The 18,254-nt window shown below is 65.5% G+C and carries 18 protein-coding genes; 6 read left to right on the top strand and 12 right to left on the bottom strand.

Going from position 1 to position 18,254, the window contains the following annotated elements; translation table 11 throughout:
* Positions 1-72 precede the first annotated feature (72 nt).
* Complete coding sequence (locus IVA81_RS09365; RefSeq protein ID WP_247314948.1) at positions 73-1,605, bottom strand: acyl-CoA carboxylase subunit beta; 1,533 nt, start codon at positions 1,603-1,605, stop codon at positions 73-75.
* 149 nt (positions 1,606-1,754) lie between these two features.
* Here IVA81_RS09365 and IVA81_RS09360 point away from each other — a divergent pair, with 149 nt between their 5' ends.
* Both IVA81_RS09360 and IVA81_RS09355 read left to right on the top strand, forming a co-directional pair.
* Positions 1,755-2,159, top strand: coding sequence for a DUF4260 domain-containing protein (locus IVA81_RS09360; protein WP_247314946.1), 405 nt, complete (start codon positions 1,755-1,757; stop codon positions 2,157-2,159).
* 136 nt (positions 2,160-2,295) lie between these two features.
* Positions 2,296-2,889: a hypothetical protein gene (locus tag IVA81_RS09355; protein ID WP_247314944.1), complete on the top strand. Its 594-nt coding sequence runs from the start codon at positions 2,296-2,298 to the stop codon at positions 2,887-2,889.
* A 36-nt stretch (positions 2,890-2,925) separates the two neighbouring features.
* Here IVA81_RS09355 and IVA81_RS09350 read toward each other — a convergent pair whose 3' ends face one another.
* Entirely contained in the window at positions 2,926-3,858 is a 933-nt protein-coding gene (locus tag IVA81_RS09350) for a LysR family transcriptional regulator (RefSeq protein ID WP_247314942.1), read from the bottom strand.
* 95 nt (positions 3,859-3,953) lie between these two features.
* On the opposite strand from IVA81_RS09350, the gene IVA81_RS09345 reads away from it, so the two are divergent.
* Both IVA81_RS09345 and IVA81_RS09340 read left to right on the top strand, forming a co-directional pair.
* Complete coding sequence (locus tag IVA81_RS09345) at positions 3,954-4,373, top strand: hypothetical protein (protein ID WP_247314940.1); 420 nt, start codon at positions 3,954-3,956, stop codon at positions 4,371-4,373.
* Positions 4,374-4,446: 73 nt separating this feature from the next.
* A complete protein-coding gene (locus tag IVA81_RS09340; RefSeq protein WP_247314938.1) occupies positions 4,447-5,451 on the top strand; it encodes a dienelactone hydrolase family protein in 1,005 nt (334 codons plus the stop codon).
* Between the two features lie 223 nt (positions 5,452-5,674).
* Here the strand turns inward: IVA81_RS09340 and blaOXA are convergent, their stop codons facing one another.
* From blaOXA to IVA81_RS09305, 7 genes are all read right to left on the bottom strand, one after another.
* Positions 5,675-6,493, bottom strand: a complete 819-nt coding sequence (gene blaOXA, locus IVA81_RS09335) for a class D beta-lactamase (RefSeq protein ID WP_247315462.1) — start codon at positions 6,491-6,493, stop codon at positions 5,675-5,677.
* 75 nt (positions 6,494-6,568) lie between these two features.
* On the bottom strand, positions 6,569-6,832 hold the full coding sequence (locus tag IVA81_RS09330) for an EscU/YscU/HrcU family type III secretion system export apparatus switch protein (RefSeq protein WP_247314936.1): 264 nt from the start codon (positions 6,830-6,832) through the stop codon (positions 6,569-6,571).
* Positions 6,829-8,421 carry a flagellar hook-length control protein FliK gene (locus tag IVA81_RS09325; protein ID WP_247314934.1) on the bottom strand — a complete coding sequence of 531 codons (1,593 nt, stop codon included), beginning with the start codon at positions 8,419-8,421 and terminating at the stop codon, positions 6,829-6,831. The genes IVA81_RS09330 and IVA81_RS09325 overlap by 4 nt, the downstream gene beginning before the upstream one ends.
* Positions 8,422-8,478: 57 nt before the next feature.
* On the bottom strand, positions 8,479-9,273 hold the full coding sequence (locus IVA81_RS09320; RefSeq protein WP_247314933.1) for an ATP12 family protein: 795 nt from the start codon (positions 9,271-9,273) through the stop codon (positions 8,479-8,481).
* Positions 9,274-9,410: 137 nt separating this feature from the next.
* A complete protein-coding gene (locus tag IVA81_RS09315; protein WP_247314931.1) occupies positions 9,411-10,625 on the bottom strand; it encodes an RluA family pseudouridine synthase in 1,215 nt (404 codons plus the stop codon).
* A gap of 52 nt (positions 10,626-10,677) precedes the next feature.
* Positions 10,678-12,015 (bottom strand): replication-associated recombination protein A, encoded by a 1,338-nt coding sequence (locus IVA81_RS09310; protein ID WP_247314929.1) that lies wholly within the window; start codon positions 12,013-12,015, stop codon positions 10,678-10,680.
* On the bottom strand, positions 12,012-13,418 hold the full coding sequence (locus IVA81_RS09305) for a DegQ family serine endoprotease (RefSeq protein ID WP_247314927.1): 1,407 nt from the start codon (positions 13,416-13,418) through the stop codon (positions 12,012-12,014). The genes IVA81_RS09310 and IVA81_RS09305 overlap by 4 nt, the downstream gene beginning before the upstream one ends.
* A gap of 324 nt (positions 13,419-13,742) precedes the next feature.
* Here IVA81_RS09305 and IVA81_RS09300 point away from each other — a divergent pair, with 324 nt between their 5' ends.
* Positions 13,743-15,362, top strand: a complete 1,620-nt coding sequence (locus tag IVA81_RS09300; RefSeq protein ID WP_247314926.1) for an OprO/OprP family phosphate-selective porin — start codon at positions 13,743-13,745, stop codon at positions 15,360-15,362.
* Positions 15,363-15,400: 38 nt separating this feature from the next.
* Here the strand turns inward: IVA81_RS09300 and IVA81_RS09295 are convergent, their stop codons facing one another.
* On the bottom strand, positions 15,401-15,778 hold the full coding sequence (locus tag IVA81_RS09295) for a helix-turn-helix domain-containing protein (RefSeq protein WP_246916867.1): 378 nt from the start codon (positions 15,776-15,778) through the stop codon (positions 15,401-15,403).
* Between the two features lie 121 nt (positions 15,779-15,899).
* On the opposite strand from IVA81_RS09295, the gene IVA81_RS09290 reads away from it, so the two are divergent.
* Positions 15,900-16,913 carry a zinc-binding alcohol dehydrogenase family protein gene (locus tag IVA81_RS09290; protein WP_247314924.1) on the top strand — a complete coding sequence of 338 codons (1,014 nt, stop codon included), beginning with the start codon at positions 15,900-15,902 and terminating at the stop codon, positions 16,911-16,913.
* Between the two features lie 96 nt (positions 16,914-17,009).
* On the opposite strand, the gene IVA81_RS09285 is transcribed toward IVA81_RS09290, so the two are convergent.
* Positions 17,010-17,303: a DUF1330 domain-containing protein gene (locus tag IVA81_RS09285; RefSeq protein ID WP_247314922.1), complete on the bottom strand. Its 294-nt coding sequence runs from the start codon at positions 17,301-17,303 to the stop codon at positions 17,010-17,012.
* Positions 17,304-17,311: 8 nt separating this feature from the next.
* Positions 17,312-18,100 carry an SDR family oxidoreductase gene (locus IVA81_RS09280; protein WP_247314920.1) on the bottom strand — a complete coding sequence of 263 codons (789 nt, stop codon included), beginning with the start codon at positions 18,098-18,100 and terminating at the stop codon, positions 17,312-17,314.
* Positions 18,101-18,254 lie beyond the last annotated feature (154 nt).

Here is an 18,254-nt window from a genome sequence, read left to right as displayed (position 1 = left end):
GCATGAGCGCAGCGACATGCGGGACCTAGGCAAAGACCCGGATGTCGCTGCGCTCATCCGGGCTACGTGCGTTCACAACGGCAAATTGTCGTGCTTCTTCGCCGGCGTCTCCACCTTCTTGTCCTTCAGCATCGACAGCGCCCGTGCGATCCGCTTCCGCGTCGAGTGCGGCATGATGACGTCGTCGATATAGCCGCGCTCGGCGGCGATGAAGGGGGACAGGAAGCGGTCTTCGTATTCCTTGGTGCGGGCGGCGATCTTGTCGGGGTCGCCGATGTCGCTGCGGAAGATGATCTCGACCGCGCCCTTGGCGCCCATCACCGCGATCTGGGCGGTCGGCCAGGCATAGTTCATGTCGGCGCCGATCTCCTTGGAGGCCATGACGTCGAAGGCGCCGCCATAGGCCTTGCGGGTGATGATGGTGACGAGCGGCACCGTGCACTGCGAATAGGCGAACAACAGCTTTGCGCCGTGCTTGATCAGGCCGCCATATTCCTGCGCGGTGCCCGGCAGGAAGCCCGGCACGTCGACGAAGGTGACGATCGGGATGTTGAAAGCATCGCAGAACCGAACGAAGCGCGCCGCTTTGCGCGACGCGTCGCTGTCGAGCACGCCCGCCAGCACCATCGGCTGGTTGGCGACGAAGCCGACGGTGCGCCCCGCGATGCGGCCGAAGCCGGTGACGATGTTCTTGGCGAAGGCATCCGCGATCTCGAAGAAATCGCCCTCGTCCACGACCTTCAGGATAAGCTCCTTCATGTCGTAGGGCTTGTTCGGATTGTCGGGGACCAGCGTGTCGAGCGACATGTCGACCCGGCCGATGTCGTCGAAGCTCGGCCATTCCGGCACGCCGTCGGTGTTGTTGGAGGGCAGGAAGTCGATCAGGCGCCGCATCTGCAGGAGCGTCTCGACGTCGTTCTCGAAGGCGCCGTCGGCGATCGAGGAGCGCGTGGCGTGCACCGAGGCGCCGCCGAGCTCTTCCGCGGTGACCACCTCGTTGGTCACGGTCTTCACCACGTCGGGGCCGGTGACGAACATGTAGCTGGTGTTCTTCACCATGAAGATGAAGTCGGTCATCGCCGGCGAATAGACGTCGCCGCCGGCGCAGGGGCCCATGATGACGGAGATCTGCGGGATCACGCCCGAGGCGAGCACGTTGCGGCGAAACACGTAGGAATAGCCGGCGAGCGCGGCGACGCCTTCCTGGATGCGGGCGCCGCCCGCGTCATAGAGGCCGATGATGGGCGCCCTCGCCTTCATCGCCATGTCCTGCAGCTTGGTGATCTTCAGCGCGTGGGTCTCGGACAGCGAGCCGCCGAAGACGGTAAAATCCTTGGCGAACACAAACGTCTTGCGGCCGTTGACGGTGCCCCAGCCGGTGACGACACCGTCGCCGGGCACCTTGGTCTTCTCCATGCCGAACTCGGTGGAGCGGTGCTCGACGAACATGTCGAATTCCTCGAACGATCCCTTGTCGAGCAAGAGCTCGATGCGCTCGCGCGCGGTCAGCTTGCCGCGGGCGTGCTGCGCCTCGATGCGCTTCTCCCCGCCGCCGAGCTTTGCGCCGGCACGACGATCTTCAAGGGCGTCCAGGATGTGTTTCATTTGCTCCCGCCAGTTCTTAACTAGGACATGCTTGGCGGGGGTTCTAACACGGCGTTTTGCGGACCGGGAAGCGGCTTTCGGCGTCGCAGGGCTGCCCTGAAGCAGCGTGAAAGCGCAAGGAATTACAAAGTTTTGCCTGGGAGACGAAGATGGACGACCGAGCTACCGAAACAGGAGCTGCGACGGGCGGCGTCAATATCCTGCTTCGCCTGGAGGGCCTGACCCTGTTCGCAGGCATGGTGATGCTCTACTGGGCCTGGGACGGCTCCTGGCTGGTGTTTGCCCTGCTGTTCTTCGTCCCCGATCTCAGCTTCCTCGCATACCTCGCCGACGCGCGCTCCGGCGGGATCGTCTATAACGCTGCCCACAGCTACATGGCGCCGGTGACGCTGCTGACATTGGGTTTTGGCCTCACCTCACCGCTCACCCTGTCCATCGCCTTGATCTGGCTCGCCCATATCGGCATCGACCGGGCACTCGGCTATGGCCTGAAATATTCGGCCGGGTTCGGCTTCACCCATCTGGGGCGAATCGGGCGGCAGAAGGACGTCTGACCTTAGATTTGGTGTCCCCGCCCGGTTGACCGGGCCCGCCGATTCAGGCTTGCTCCGAGCTTACGATCAGGCGCCGAATGTTGCGTGCGCCCAGTCGGTACGGCGGCGGTCACCAAGTCCTGGCTCAGCATCACACATGTCCGCGACGGTCATCCCCCTGCCGCCGAACTCATCGTCTGAAACCATCGACTTCCTGCGGCGGATGGCCAGCATGGTGTCGGGGCGGAACGGCGAAGTGCTGCTGCGTGCCGCAAGCCTGATCGAGTCGCTGGCGCAGCGGGCGATGTCGGCCGAGCGGCTCTATCACGAGCAGCAGGTCGAGAGCACGCGCAACGCCGAGCTGCGCGAGGCCGCCGAGCTCGCCTCCGATGCCATGGTCGGCCAGATCAAGGGGCTGCGGGCGCAGCTTGCCGAGGTCACCGCGGCAGCCGCAGCCGAGCGTGCCGCCTTCGATGCCGAGCGCGGCAAGCTGATCGGCCTGATGCAGAATGCCGAGAGCCACATCGGCAAGCTCACAGCCGAGCTGGACAGCTTGCGCGCCTCCGTCGACAGCTTCAACGAGACATTGGTCTCCGTGCCGATCGAGGTCTTGCGGCTGGCGCGGACGCAGTTCGATTATCTCTCCAGCGGCTTTGCCAGACGCGGCGACGTGATCTCGCAGGCGATGAGCGAGATCGGCGGCTTTGCGATCGACCAGGCACTGACGGCGAAGAAGACCGGCACCGCCTGAGAGCCCGGCTCAGCCGGCGAAAGTGATGCCGCGGATTTATCCGTGATAGTCCCAAGTGGATGCACTGTCGGAGAGAACCCGCAACAGACTGCGGATTCGCGTCGGCATCTGTTTGCGGCTGACTTGGACGGCGTGGATCGGCGTATTCGGCACCCGCCAGGGACGCAACAACTCCACAATGCGTCCGCCTTCGAGATCCTTCAGGCCGCACCATGCCGGAAGCCAGGCTATTCCGAGGCCGCGCGAGACCATCGCCCACGCCACCGACATGTCCTCGACGACCACGCGCTTTCGCGGCAACATCCTGATCAGCGCGCCGTCCGACGGATCCTGAAACTGCCACGGCATGAGCTGTCCCGTTGCCGGATCGCGAAAACCAATCTGATGATGCGCCTTGAGGTCTCGCACCGAGCGCGGTTCTCCCATGACCTCGACATAGCGGCGGGTCGCAACCAGCACCCAGGGGAACGTCGCGAGCCGCTTCGCGGTGACGCCCGGGTGGCGATCGAGCGAGCCGAAGCGAATAGCGATGTCGATTCCTTCGGTTCCCAGATCGAGGCCGAAATCGTCTACCTTCAGTTCGAGCTCGAGCGCCGGATTGGCCTTTAGAATGGCGGGCAGCTTCGGCGCGATGCACGCCCTGAGGAAAGCGCCCGGAGCTGCGAGGCGCACGCGTCCGGCTTCGCCGCCCGTGGCTTCGTCCAGCATCACGTCGAGTTGCTCGGCCTGCCGCAACAGATCACGCGCGCTCTCCAGCAGGCGTTCGCCGTCATGCGTCAATGAGATCGCATGCGTGGTGCGATGAAGAAGCTTCACGCCCCGCATCTGCTCGAACCGCGCAATCGCCTTCGACATCGCCGAGGTCGACGTTCCGGCGCGGCGGGCGGCTTCTGCAAAGGAGCCCGCTTCGACGACGCGGACGAACTGAAGCAGGTTGAGGAGCTGCTGATGGCTGCGCGGTGTTGCCATGAGGTCATCATAGCAATGACATTGCGCCCACTACAAGTCCGCCTGTGAGGGCTGATATCAGATCGCAGCAATGGATCTGACGATTGGAGAGAATAGTGTTTGTTGAAATCGGCGAAGCATCACTCGCATCGGCGCGCGCAAAATTGCCGGAAGATCAGCCGATCTTCATGCTCAACCTCCTCCGCTATCGGGATGAGGCTTTGTACCGAGCGATCTCGAAGCTTGGCGCTTGCAGCGGCCGCGATGCCTACTACACGCGATATGTTCCTGCATTTCGCAAGCTGGCGCTCGACCAAGGGGTCGTGCCAAACTGGCTTGGATCGGTCGGAGCTTTGCTGGTGGGAACGGAAGGCGAAGCCTGGCACGATGCGGCCATCGTCCGCTACCCCGACTTCGCAACCTTTCAGCGCATTGTCTTGAGCGCGGATTATCGACGTGACGCCGAACCGCACCGCCTGGCCGCGCTTGCCGACTGGCGCCTGATTGCGACGACTGAAGTGCAGTTGCCGGCCTAGCGGGCAACTGCACGCATCAATTGACAGCGCGCGGGCCCGTTGTTCTACTGACCAAAAATCAGGGGAGCATCCAATGGCCACGACATGGCGCGCCGTCGCAGCGCTGATCGCGCTGTGCGTTTCGAGCTCGTTCGTCGGTGGCGAAGCCGTCGCGCAGGCGCTGCCGAAGGAAGTCGCCACCCGCGCCGAGATCTACCCGATCCCCTCGCTCACCCTCTCCGACCAGCAATTCCTCAGCGGCGATGCCGCGGCCGGCAAGCCGGTGACGGTGGCGGGCGAATTGCGCGTCGCCCAGGGCACCGGCAAGCTTCCCGTCGTGGTGCTGATGCACGGCTCGAGCGGCGTCGGCGCCACCACCGAGGCCTGGGTGCACGCTTTCAACGCCATGGGCATCTCGACCTTCGTGATCGACGGTTTCACCGGCCGCGGGCTGACGGTGGTGGGACCGAACCAGGCGCTACTTGGCCGGCTCAATCTGATCGTCGACATCTACCGCTCGCTGGAAATCCTGGCGAAACACCCGCGCGTCGATCCGGACCGTATCGTGCTGATGGGCTTTTCGCGCGGCGGACAGGCGACGCTCTATGCGAGCCTGGAGCGCTTCAACAAGCTCTGGAACAAGTCCGGTATCCAGTTCGCCGCCTATATCCCCTTCTATCCGGACTGCTCGACGACGTACATCGGCGATAGCGAGGTCACCGCACGCCCGATCCACATCTTCCACGGCACGCCGGATGACTACAATCCCGTCAAGAGCTGTAAGGCCTTCGTCGAGCGGCTCAAGACCGCCGGGCGCGATGTGGTGCTGACCGAATACCCTGATAGCGCGCACGGGTTCGACAGCGGCCTGCTCGGCGTCAACACCGTGGCCGTATCAGCCAATGCGCAGACCGTACGCAACTGCCACATCAGGGAAGGCGATGGCAGCGTGCTGATGAACGGCGACACCAACGCGCCCTTCTCCTACAAGGATTCCTGCGTCGAGCTGAACCCGCATGTCGGCGGAAATCCGAAGACGGCCGCTGAAGCGCGCAAGGCCGTCGAGGAGTTTTTGCAGGTGTTGTTCAAGCTGGGGTGAGTATGCCTACTCCGCACGCGATACCGTAGGGTGGCCAAAGCGGAGTGCCCACCAAATCGTCCGTATGGAGAAATGGTGGGCACGGCGCTACGCGCCTTTGCCCACCCTACAGGACCGCCTCAACGGAAAGACTCTGGATTGCTTCGTCGCATCAGCGCAAAATTGCTTCGCAATTTTGTCGCGAGCTCCTCGCAATGACGGGCCCTACCACTTTCCTGGCTCGCTAGATCGCGCCGATCTCGGCAAGGCACGCTTGCGTCAGCGGCATGCGCTCACTGACGAGACGCGGCTCCTTGCAATCCATGTTGAGCGCGAAGACGGTGTGCGCCTCGCCCTTCTCGGCCCAGCCGACCATCCAGCCGAGCGACGGCTCGCCGCGCTCTGCACCGAGCAGGCCAGACTTGGCGCGGATGACGCTGTCGCCCACCTTGGTCACCGGCAGGATGTCGGCGACCAGATCCTGGCTGCGCTTGCTGACCGGCAGTGCGCGGCGGCGCAGCCGATCGACGAAATCGATCTGCTCGACCGGATCGATGCGCAACGCCCCGGTGAGCCAGAACTGGTCGATGCCGCCGCCGATGTCGCGATTGCCGTAGTCGAATTCGTCGACGTATTTTTGCATCCGCTCCTGGCCGATGCGGCGCGCGATCTCCTGATAGACCGGCACCGCGCTGACCGCGATCGCGCTGCGCAGCGTGTGATCCTTGTTCCAGGCCTCGATCGGGCGCTTCACGCCATCCCAGGGAAACACGTCCTTGTCGGGATCGGTGACCACGCCGGTCTCAAGCGCGATCAGCGAGTTCGCAATCTTGAAGGTCGAGGCCGGCAGCTTCCCCTCGCCCGAGCGCTCCTTGTCGCTGGCGACGACCAGATAGTCCTCGACCTTGTAGCCAACGAAGGTGCCTGATGTGCCAAGGTCAGTGAAGCGCTTTGCAAGGCTGTCGCGGATCTCGTTGCGCGGCGGCGCGACGTGGGCGAGCGCACGAGACGGCAGGGTGGCGGCTGCGGCAAGCAGGCCGAGGGTGGAACGGCGGGTGATCAAGAGCGATGTCCGTTGAGTCATGAAAGCGGTCGCGACCATGCCGCCGCTACGTGGTGAAACGATGACAGGTAAGTCTTACCGTCCCCGGCCCGACAGCCGCAGCACGAACACCAGCACCTCGGCGACCGCCTTGTAGAGGTCCGGCGGGATCTCCTCGCCGAGCTCGACCTTGGACAGCGCGCCGGCCAGGACCTCGTTTTCCTCGATCGGGATGTCGTGGGCCTTGGCAATCTCGACGATCTTTTCGCCGATCGTGCCCCTGCCCTTGGCGACGACGACCGGCGCGTTGGTGCCCTTCTCGTAGTGCAGGGCAATCGCGAGCTTGGATGGATCGCTCATGTGGCGCGATCCAGGAAATGGCCGGCGCGGGCCGGTGCCGGTTGTGGGGGCATGCCCTCGCGAACCACGATATCGCCGGGCTTGAGCTCGGCTCGCGCCAAAGCCTGATTGAGCTCACCGACGCCGGCGCGGAGCTGCTGCGCGGTCGCCGGCCGCTCCGCCCACATCCGCACAAACGTCTTGTCGCCGTTCAGCGTGATCAGCGCATGCACCGGGCCGGCCGGCTCGACATTGAGCGTGAAGCGCGCGCGCCAGGCTTGCTTGGCGGGATCGGCGGATTCGTTGCCACCGTCGCGCGAGATCTCGAACTGCGCCATCGCGGTGCCCCGCGGCGTCGCAAAGGGAATCTCGAAATTCCACTGCGGCACCGCCGGATCAACGCGGTGGCCGCTGGCGTCGGTGCGATCGGGGAGCGAAGCGACCTGGAGCAGGGTCTGCCGCGCGATCGCGGCATCGGTATCGTCGAGCAGGCGATGCACGGTCGTGGAGAGCGGCGTATCCGGCGCGAGCGATGGCGCGGCAATGGATTGCGGCGACGGCAGCGCGCCACGAAACGGCGGCGGTGTCGCGCGCGCCGCTGCCTCGAAGATATGGCCGTCGGGCACGGCTCTGTTGGAGCCGGGCACGTTGCCGGTCAGGCGCGGCAGGTCTTGCGTGACCTCCTGCAGGAGGCTTGCGGCAAGGCCGGCGGACACGAGCCGCGGCATCGCCGTTTGCGGCGCGTCTGACGCCATGTCGGCCAGCACGGCGGCCGCGAGATTGGGACTGCGCGGCATTTGCGGCTGTTGGGCGATTTCCGGCTCGATCGACGACGCCTGAGCGGGCGCGGCGGCGACCTGCGGTGATCCCGTGGTGCTGGCCGGGAGCGCCGCGCCTTGCGCCTGCGGCGCAGCGGACTCGAGCGTGGCCAAGGTCTGGCGCAGCACCAGCAATGCCGCTTTCAGGTCGGGCATCGTGCCGGAGGGCGGCGTCGCGCCCGGGGCCAGCGAGGCCTCGAGGAACAAGCCGGATTTCTGGAACGCGGACTCGACATCGGCGCCATTGAGCCCGGGATTGAGCGGCGTCTGCTGCGCCAGGACGTCCAGCACCGCCTGCTTCAAGCCGGCGGGCAGATTGCTGCCGGTGACGACGGACGCCAGATTGGCAAACAGCGGCGCCTGGCTACCCTGCCTGGTCGCGGCCTCGGCCGAAGCCAATGTGACTGCAATCTGTTCGGTCGGCGTCAGAGCAGTGCGCGCCGCATTGACCGACGGCGCAAGCGGCGGGCTCTCCACCAGCGAAGCCGCACGCGGCGTCAGCGTAATCTGATCGGTGGCCGCCTCGCCTGCCCCGCCCAATACGGCGAGGCGGATGGTGCCATCGTTCTGCGACACGGCCAGCTGGAGATTCTGCCCGGGCGTCAGCGATACCTCCGACATCACGTCCATCGAGAGGTTGGCGATCGCAATCCGCACCAGATTGTCGGCGAGCACGCTCACCACCCTGGCATCGACGACGCTGCCGGCCTGAAGCACGAGGTCAGGCGTCGCCGCATCCGCCACGGGGCTGGCGGCACTGACGGGAACGATGGAAGTGACCGGCGTCGGCATCTCAGGGGGCCCATGGAGCGCTGGCCACACCCTAAGGCCGCCGTCGTAAACCTCTCGTTAAGGACCTTTGGCCGCTTGCGGCTTTATAGCGGCCAAAACCGCCACGGCGGCCTCGAAATCCCGCGCGCGGGTGGCCCGGCGGCTAGCTGCCTCCTCGTCCACGCCCCATTGGTCGGCGTTCCAGTCCTCATCGACATGGGCAGCGGCCCAGACCTGGCCGGCGTCCCGCGCGCCATGCGCCAGAGCCAGCGCCAGCAGCGCCGAGCCGGTCAGGGTCGTCACCACGTGGAGTGCGGCCACTGACCAGGCGTCCCCTGGCAGCGCGGCGCGCGCGGCTTCGACGGCCTCGTCGGGCTGCTTCACGTGCATGACGCCCTCAGACAGGATGAAATGCGCACCCAACGTCTCCGCGGCCCAGAACAGCACGGGATCCCAATGCGCGGCCTCGCGGGCGACCAGCCCTTCGGGTTGGCCGGCACGATAGAACAGCAAATCGGACTCGAAGTATTTTGCGAGGTCGGCGCTGACGAGCTCGACGCGGTCGACGACGCCCTCCACGACGCTGTTGGCGATCCGCGTCAGCGGCAGGGTCACGGGATCGATCGTATCGCCTTGAGCCGCCCATTCCGCGGCCACCGCGTTGGCCAGGACGCGCGAGGGGATCACCACTTGACGGCCGGAGGGCGTGCGGATCGGCTTGCCGTCGAGGGTGATGGCGTAGCCGCCTTCGACGTCAGTGACGCCGGCCTCTTTGTAGAAGCGCTTGCGCTCTGGCGGGCGCGCGGACGCGCGCGCCGATTCCCGGGGATCCGGCGGGGGCTGCCCCGCGGCTTCTTCGAACAATTCGCGCATATCGATTTAAGTCCCTGCCGCTGAACGTCGGGCTTCTAAGATAAGCCCGGCGGCCGATAAAGCGAGCGGCGGGCATGAGGGAACTTGCGGGCATCTGACCCTGCTCAGCGGGCTCCGGCTGGCCGCGTCGCTCAGCCCTATTCCTCCGGCGCATTCTCGATCGGATCAAACCGGCTCGCATCGAGCCCGAGCAGATTCCACGACTGCTGCATGTGCTGCGGCAGTGGCGCGGTGGCGTCGATCACGCCGCCGCGCGGATGCGGAATGACGATGCGGCGTGCCAGCAGATGCAGCCGGTTTTGCAGGCCGCCCGGCAGCTGCCAGTTCTCGATGTTGAAATATTTGGGATCGCCGATGATGGGATGGCCGATATGGGCCATGTGGGCCCGCAGCTGGTGGGTGCGGCCCGTCACCGGCTTCAGCGAGACCCAGGTCAGCTTGTTACCGGCGGTCTCGACCACCGCGTAATAGGTCACCGCGTGGCTCGCGCCCTCGTCGCCATGCTGGGCGACGCGCATGATGGTGTCGTCCTCGCTCTCTTCCTTGGCGAGGAAGGTCGAGATGCGGCCCTGCTTCGGCTTTGGCAGGCCCGGCACCAGCGCCCAATAGACCTTGCGCGCCGATCGCGAGCGGAACGCGCCGGTCAGATGCGAGGCGGCAAAGCGCGTCTTGGCGATCAGGAGACAACCCGACGTCTCGCGATCGATGCGGTGCACGAGGCGCGGCTTCTGGCCCTTGGAATCGCGCATCACCTCCAGCATCTGGTCGATGTGCCGCGTCATGCCGGAGCCGCCCTGCACGGCAAGGCCCACGGGCTTGTTCAGTACGAGGACGTCGTCATCCTCGTAGATCGTCATCTCCTTCAGCGCGGCGAGCGTCTTTTGCGCGGCTTCCGACAGCGGGCCGGCCGTCTTCGGCGTGTCGAGCTTGAGCGGCGGAATGCGCACGCTCTGGCCCTCCTCCAGGCGGTCCTTGCTGTCGACACGCTTGCCGTCGACGCGCAGCTCGCCTTTGCGCACGACGCGCTGGATGTGGGAGAACGACAGGCCGGGAAAGCGCGCTTCGAGGAAGCGGTCGACGCGCATGTTGTTCTCGTCGGCCGTCACCGTGACGGTCTGCACCTTGGTCGGCAGCAATGCCTCGACCGGTTTTTCCGGCGCAGGTCTTTCCTGCGCGACTTTCGGCGCACGTCGTTCGGCGCGCTCGCCCGCAAAGCGCGGCGGCTTGCCACTCGGCTTGCCGCCCGGACGCGGGCCGGCTGTCTTCGCGCTGCGCGCCTTGAACGGGCGCGCCTCCTTGCGCTCGTCGCGCGAACGGGGCTTTGGATCGGTTCTTTTGATACGGCGGCTCATGGCTGCCTGCGTACCCTAAAAGCCGGCTGCCGTCACGGCGAAATGGCCGTTTCTAGCACGTGCTGCCCCGCTCCTTGCGCAGCTTCGCCCAGTATTCCAGGCGCTTCCTGATCTCGCGCTCGAAACCGCGCTCGGGCGGGTCGTAGAAGGTCTGGCGGCCCAGGGCTTCCGGGAAGTAGTCCTGGCCGGAGAAGGCATCGGGGGCGTCGTGGTCGTATTCGTAAGATGCGCCGTAGCCTTCCGACTTCATCAGCTTGGTCGGGGAATTGAGGATGTGCTTGGGCGGCAGCAGCGAGCCGGCCTGTTTTGCGACCTGCATCGCCGTGCCGAAGGCGGTGTAGACGGCGTTCGATTTCGGCGCAGTGGCGAGATAGACCACGGCCTGCGCGATCGCGAGCTCGCCTTCGGGATGGCCGAGGAAGTCGAAGGCGTCCTTGGCCGCATTGGCGATGACGAGCGCCTGCGGGTCGGCGAGCCCGATGTCCTCGACTGCCATGCGTACGACGCGGCGGGCCAGGAACAAGGGGTCCTCGCCGGCGTCTAACATGCGCGCGAGATAATACAGCGCCGCATCGGGATCGGAGCCGCGCACCGACTTATGCAGCGCCGAGATCAGGTTGTAGTGGCCGTCGGCCGACTTGTCGTAGATCGGTGCACGGCGTTGCAGGATGTCCTGCAACTGCGCGGCGTTGAAGATCTCGTCCGTCCGCGCCGAGCGCCAGACCTCTTCGGCCAGCGTCAGCGATGCCCTTCCGTCGCCGTCGGCCATGCGCACCAGCACGGCGCGCGCCTCTTCATCGAGCGGCAGCTTGCGGCCCTCGACCTCCTCGGCGTGGGCGAACAGTTTTTCGATCGCGGCCGCGTCGAGTGAGCGAAACACCAGCACCCGCGCGCGGGACAGAAGCGCCGCGTTGAGCTCGAACGACGGGTTCTCGGTGGTGGCGCCGACCATGACCACCGTGCCGTCTTCCATCACCGGCAGAAACGAATCCTGCTGGGCTCGGTTGAAGCGATGCACCTCGTCGACGAACAGAAGCGTGCCCTTGCCCATCTCGCGGCGGGCGCGCGCGGCGTCGAAGGCCTTCTTCAGGTCGGCGACGCCGGAGAACACCGCGGAGATCTGCTCGAAATGCAGGTCGGTCGCATCCGCCAGCAGCCGCGCCACCGTGGTCTTGCCGGTGCCGGGCGGTCCCCAGAACACCAGCGATCCCAGCGTGCGGGTCTCCAGCATGCGCGTCAGCGCGCCGTCGGGGCCGAGGATATGGTCCTGGCCGACGACCTCCGACAGCGCGCGCGGCCGCAGCCGGTCCGGCAGCGGATGCGGGGCGTCGTGGTCGAGCCCCGCCGCGGCGAAGAGAGTTGGCGTCTCCTGTGGTCGCTTCGGACTCATCCGCCCAGCGTGACGTTGATCTGCTGGCCGCCACGCACCAGCGTGATGCGCCAGATCCTCGGGCGCTCGCCGGCCGCCTTTTCGAGGTCGCCGGTCTTGCTGATCTTCTGGTTGTTGACCGCGAGAATGATGTCGCCCTTCTGGAAGCCGACATTCGCGGCCGCACTGTCGCCGCCGAGATCGGTGATCACGACACCCTCGGTATCGGCGTCAAGATGCAGCTCGTCGGCAACCGCCGGCGTGATGGTCGAGACCTTCGCGCCCTGGAACGGCGAGCGCGCGGTGACGACGAGTTCGCTGCGCCCCGTATCGGGCGCGGTCTCCAGTGCCACCGCCAGCTTGACCGGCTTTCCGCTACGCTGCACGTCGATCTGCGCCGTGCCGCCGAGCGGACGGGTGGCGAAGCGATAATCGAAAGCGTTGGGATCATCCACGGTCTGGCCGTCGATCCCGGTGATGAGATCGGAGGATTTCAGGCCGGCCTTCGCCGCGGGGCCGTTCGAGACCACGCTCGCGACCAGCGCACCGGTCGGCGAACGCAAGCCCAGGCTCTCGGCGATCTCCGGCGTCACCGCCTGCAATCTTGCCCCGAGCCACGGCCGCTTCACCGCCTTGCCGCCGCTCTTGGCGGAGGCGACGACGACGCGCACCATGTTGGCAGGGATCGCAAAGCCGATTCCTTGCGAGCCGCCGGAGCGCGAATAGATCGCGGTGTTGATGCCGGCGAGCTTGCCGCTCATGTCGACCAGCGCGCCGCCGGAATTGCCGGGATTGATCGCAGCGTCAGTCTGGATGAAGAACTGGTAGTCGGTGATCCCGACCTGCGTGCGCGCCAGCGCCGAGATGATGCCGTGCGTCACGGTCTGGCCGACGCCAAAGGGATTGCCGATCGCAAGCACGACGTCACCGACCAGCAATTCGTCGGAGTTGGTGAAATCGAGGGTCGGAAATTTCTCCTTGGTGTCCTTCAGGCGGAGTACGGCGAGATCGGTGCGGGAATCCTTCAGCAGGATCTCGGCTTCGAACTCGCGCTTGTCCGACAGCGACACTTTCACCTGGTCCGCGCCCTCGATGACATGGACGTTGGTGACGACGAGGCCGGAGGCATCCACGATGACGCCCGAGCCGAGCGAGCGCTGCATCTGCTCTGGCTGCTGGCCGGGCACGCCGAAGAAGCGGCGGAAGATGGGGTCATCGAGCAGCGGGTTGCGGTTCTGCACCACCTTGGCGGCATAGACGTTGACCACGGCCGGCTGCACCCGCTGCACGATCGGCGCATAGGACAGCCGCAGCTCGGCCGACGAGGACGGGACACGGCGGTCCTGCGCCGCAGCCGGATTGAAGTGGGCGGAAAAGCCTATGCACAATGCCGTAACGGCGGCGGTCCAGGTCGATCGAAACATTCCTACCTCTTGGAAAAGACGCCGGAATATAGGCGCGTTCGCTCCTCAATAGAAGGGCGGCGGGCGGCAATTTGGCCCCCTTTCCGGTGTGCCCAGGATGCAAGCTCAGCGTGCGAATCGGCAATTGGCCTGAAGGCTCGATTGGCATGATGCGCATCATCCCGCATTGTGATGTCGAGCGGATTCGGTTGCGGCGAATTTGCATCAGCGGGAACCCACGCAAGCGGGGCGTAGCGTCGCGGGGCAGTCATCGATCATACCTAGGCTCTCTGCCGGCGACTTGTCAGGGACTTGGGGAAGTTCATCAAACCATGGAGGCGTGACGTGAGCAGGAGCAGAACAAGAGTTGCAGCCACGGCGATTGGTCTCGCCGGCGCGCTGGCGGCCTCGCAGGCCCAGGCCCAATCGGCGAGCAGCAGCGAGCAGGAGATCGCGCTGCTCAAGCAACAATTGAAGATGCTGGAGCAGAAGCTCGACAAGCTCCAGAGCCAGACCGCCGCAAACACGGCGGCCACGGCGAAAGCGAAGGCCGAAGTGAGGGCCGAAGCCAAGGCCGAAGCGCGGTCAGAGGCGAAGGCGGTCGTGGCCAACGCGAACGCCGCGATACCGCTCAAGGGACCGGCGCCCGCCTCCGGCGTGGTCGTGACGATGCCGAACAACCGGCCCACCATCTGCACCGCCGACCAGGCCAACTGCGTCGCCATCACCAGCCGCGTGCACTGGGACGTCGGCGGCTATGACTATCGCCCCAACACCGCGGCCACCGTGCCGCAGAAGCTCGATAGCGGCGAGAACGTCCGCCGCGCGCGCATCGGAGTCACCGGCAAATTCTTCAACGACTGGAATTTCGCGCTGGTCTACGACTTCGGCGGCTCCTCCGACGGATTTGGCGGAACGGCTCCGGGATCGCTGCCCGGCGGCGGCGTCTCCGGCGTGGAGAATGCCTATCTCAGCTACACCGGCCTGAAGCCGTTCGGCGGCAAGATGGCGATCGAAGCCGGCATCATGGACCTGCCCTACACCATGGACGAGGCGACGAGCTCCAACGACATCATGTTCATGGAGCGCGCCTCACCGGGCGTGATCGCGACCAACATCGCCGCCGGCGACTTCCGCTCCGCTGCCGGTACGCGCTGGTACAACGACCAGCTCTGGATCGGCGGCTATGTCACGGGACCATCGACCGGCGCGATCCACTCGGCTTCGAGCGCGGCGCCGGCGGGCACGAGCGAACAATATGGCGCCGTGGCGCGTATTGCCGGCAACCCGATCAGCGGCAAGGACTATTCGGTGCATATCGGTGCCGATGCGCAATGGCTGATCCAGCCGCCGCGCAATCTCATCGCCAACACGCAGACGGTGACGCTCAGCGACCGGCCGGAACTGCGGCTTGATCCGACGACGCTGATCTCGACCGGCGCGATCGCCAACGCTTCCGGCGCGCAGGTCTACAGCGTCGAGGCGGCGGCGACCTACGGTCCGCTCATCGTTCAAGGCGAATACTTCTGGTACAATGTCGACCGCACCGCCAACACCGGGGTGCCGCTGGTCGGCGCGCCCAGCCTGAAATTCCAGGGCGGCTATGCGCAGGCCGGCTACGTGCTGACGGGCGAAGGCCGGACCTACAACGCCGCCAACGCCGCCTATAACGGCGTCAAGCCGGCGCATCCGTTCTCGCTCGACGGCGGCGGCTGGGGCGCGTGGGAGATCGCGGGACGCTTCTCGACGATCGACCTCAACAATCAGCTGGGAACGGCAACCGGCATCGCGGGCGGGCGGCAGACCGTCTATACCGCGGCGCTGAACTGGTACGTCAACGGCAACGTCCGCTTCATGCTCGATTACCTGCATGGCACGGTGTCGAGGCAGGCCTCGCCGGTCTCGACCGCCGATGTCGGCTCGAAGTTCGACGCCGTCGCGATGCGCACGCAGTTCGCGTTCTAGGCTCGTTCATCCGGGAGCGGCACACTGCTCCCGGATGTTTACGCCGCGCGCTTGGGCTTCTTCACGACAACCGGCGCTGGCGCACAGGACAATCGCTGCTGATGGCTCTCGCCCCAGGCCTTCAGGATATCGATCACCGGCTTGAGGCTCTCACCGAGCTCGGAGAGGCAATATTCCACCCGCGGCGGCACCTCGGCGTAGACCTTGCGGATGACGAGCTTGTCCTCCTCCAGCGCGCGAAGCTGTTTCGTCAGCATGCGCTGGGTGATGCCGGGCATCCGGCGGCGCAGTTCGCCGAAGCGCTGGGTGCCGTCTTGCAAATGATAGAGGATCACGCCCTTCCACTTGCCGTCGATCAGATCCAGCGTCGCCTCGACCGAGCAGCCGGGACGACGGGCGAAGTCTCGCCGTTTCATGCATGTTTTCCCAATAGTATCCAAACAGGGACTATATCCCCGAATTTACAGTACTTGCCAAATCGGAGCTATAGCGACAGTTAGGACGGCAGGCGCGCACGCCATCTGATGGAGACAAGCCATGAAGGCCGTCGGCTACAAGAAATCGCTTCCGATCGAGGATCAGGACGCCCTGTTCGATTTCGAGACCGCCAAGCCAGATCCCAGGGGATGCGACATCCGCGTCGCCGTGAAGGCGATCTCGGCCAATCCGGTCGATTACAAGGTGCGCAAACGCGCCGCCCCGCCCGAGGGCGAGACGAAGATCCTGGGCTATGACGCGGCCGGCGTGGTCGATGCAGTCGGGCCCGAGGTCACGCTGTTCAAGCCGGGCGACGAGGTGTTTTACGCCGGCTCGATCCTGCGCCAGGGCACCAACGCCGAATTCCATCTGGTCGACGAGCGCATTGTCGGCAACAAGCCGAAGTCGCTCTCGTTTGCTCAAGCAGCCGCCCTTCCCCTGACGTCCATCACCGCCTGGGAACTGCTGTTCGACCGGCTCGGCGCGGTGCCCGGCAAGAGCGTCGATCCCCGCACGCTGCTGATCACGGGCGGCGCCGGCGGCGTCGGCTCGATCCTGATCCAGCTCGCGCGCCGCCTCACCGGCCTCACGGTGCTCGCGACCGCGACGCGGCCGGAGTCGCAAAAGTGGTGCCTCGATCTCGGCGCGCATGCGGTGGTCGACCACGGCAAGCCGATGAAGGAGCAGATCGAGAAGCTCAAGCTGCCGCCGGTCGCATTGGTGGCGAGCCTGACCTTCACTGACCAGCACTACAAGGCGATTGCCGAGTTCATGGCGCCGCAGGGCAGGTTCGGCCTGATCGACGATCCCCCGGAGTTCACGGTTGCCGCCTTCAAGGGCAAGGCGATCTCGGTGCACTGGGAATCGATGTTCACCCGCTCCTCGTTCCAGACGCCCGACATGATCGCGCAGCACCATCTGCTTAATGACGTCGCCGACCTCATCGACAAGGGCGTGCTGCGCACCACGCTCGACCAGACCTTCGGCACGATCAACGCAGCCAACCTCAAGCGCGCGCATGCTCTGCTCGAAAGCGGCAAGTCGCGCGGCAAGATCGTGCTGGAGGGATGGTAGGCGCTGCACGCTCCGTCATGCCCGGGCTTGTCCCGGGCATCCACGCTCTTCGTGCGACGTGGATGGCCGGGACAAGCCCGGCCATGACGAACGCCGTTAGGGCGCGGCGCCCTCGACGAACAGCAGCCGCCGCTCAAGCGCCGTCTGACGAAGCTTGAGCGCCTCGGCATATTCCGGCGAGGCGTACCATTCCTTCAGCCTCGCCATCGAAGGGAATTCGACGATCACGATGGCCTTCGGCGGAAGATTGCCCTCCGCCAGTTCGGCTTTGCCGCCACGGACGAGATAGCGCCCTCCGTACTGCGCGATCGTCGTCGCGGCGAGCGTCCGATAGGCGTCAAATCCATCGGGATCGCGCATCTCGACCTCGGAAATCACATAGGCTGTCATACACGGCCTCAGGCAATGGTGTTGACGATGCCGCCTTCCGCGCGCAGCGCCGCGCCGTTGGTGGCAGACGCTTCCTTCGACGCGACATAGACCACCATGTTGGCGATCTCGTCGACGCTGGCGAAGCGCTGGATCAGCGAGCTCGGCCGGTGCTGCTTGACGAAATTGGCCGCGGCCTCGTCCACGGACTGTCCGTTCTGCTTCGCGAGATCCTTCACGAAGGTTTCGACGCCCTCCGACATGGTCGGGCCCGGCAGCACGGAGTTGACGGTGACACCGGTGCCGCGGGTAAGCTGCGCCAGGCCCCGCGCGACCGAGAGCTGGGCCGTCTTGCTCATGCCGTAGTGGATCATCTCGACGGGAATGTTGAGCCCGGACTCCGAGGAAATGAAGACGATGCGACCCCAGTTGCGCTTGAGCATGCCCTTCATGTAGGCCCGCGACAGCCGCACGCCGCTCATGACGTTGACCTCGAAGAAACGGCTCCAGTCCTCGTCGGGGATCTCGAAAAAGTCCTTCGGCTCGAAGATGCCGGCATTGTTGATGAGGATGTCGACGTCCGGCAACGCCGCAACGAGTGCCTTGCAGCCTGCCGCGGTCGAGACGTCGGCAGCGATGCCGCGCACCTTGGCGCCCGTCCCTTCCAGCTTGCGTACGGCGGCATCGACCTTGTCCTGGCCGCGGCCGTTGATCACAACGCTGGCGCCTGAAGCGGCGAGGCCCTTGGCAATGGCGTGGCCGATGCCGGCGGTCGAGCCGGTCACGAGGGCGGTCTTTCCGGAAAGGTCGATCTTCATGCGTCATCTCCATGCGAAGCTGGTGCGGATATCGTGCGCAGCGCAGACGGATGCAATCGCCACTCACCGACGCGTGAGGATCGGCCGCCACAACGGAGGAATCGTAGGGTGGGCAAAGCGGAGCGTGCCCACCATTTCGAGACGGTGCTAGACC

Source organism: Bradyrhizobium sp. 141 (assembly GCF_023074055.1).
Taxonomy (GTDB): Bacteria; Pseudomonadota; Alphaproteobacteria; order Rhizobiales; family Xanthobacteraceae; genus Bradyrhizobium.
Note: the sequence above shows the minus strand (reverse complement) of the source record. Positions and strands in the feature narration are given on the sequence as shown.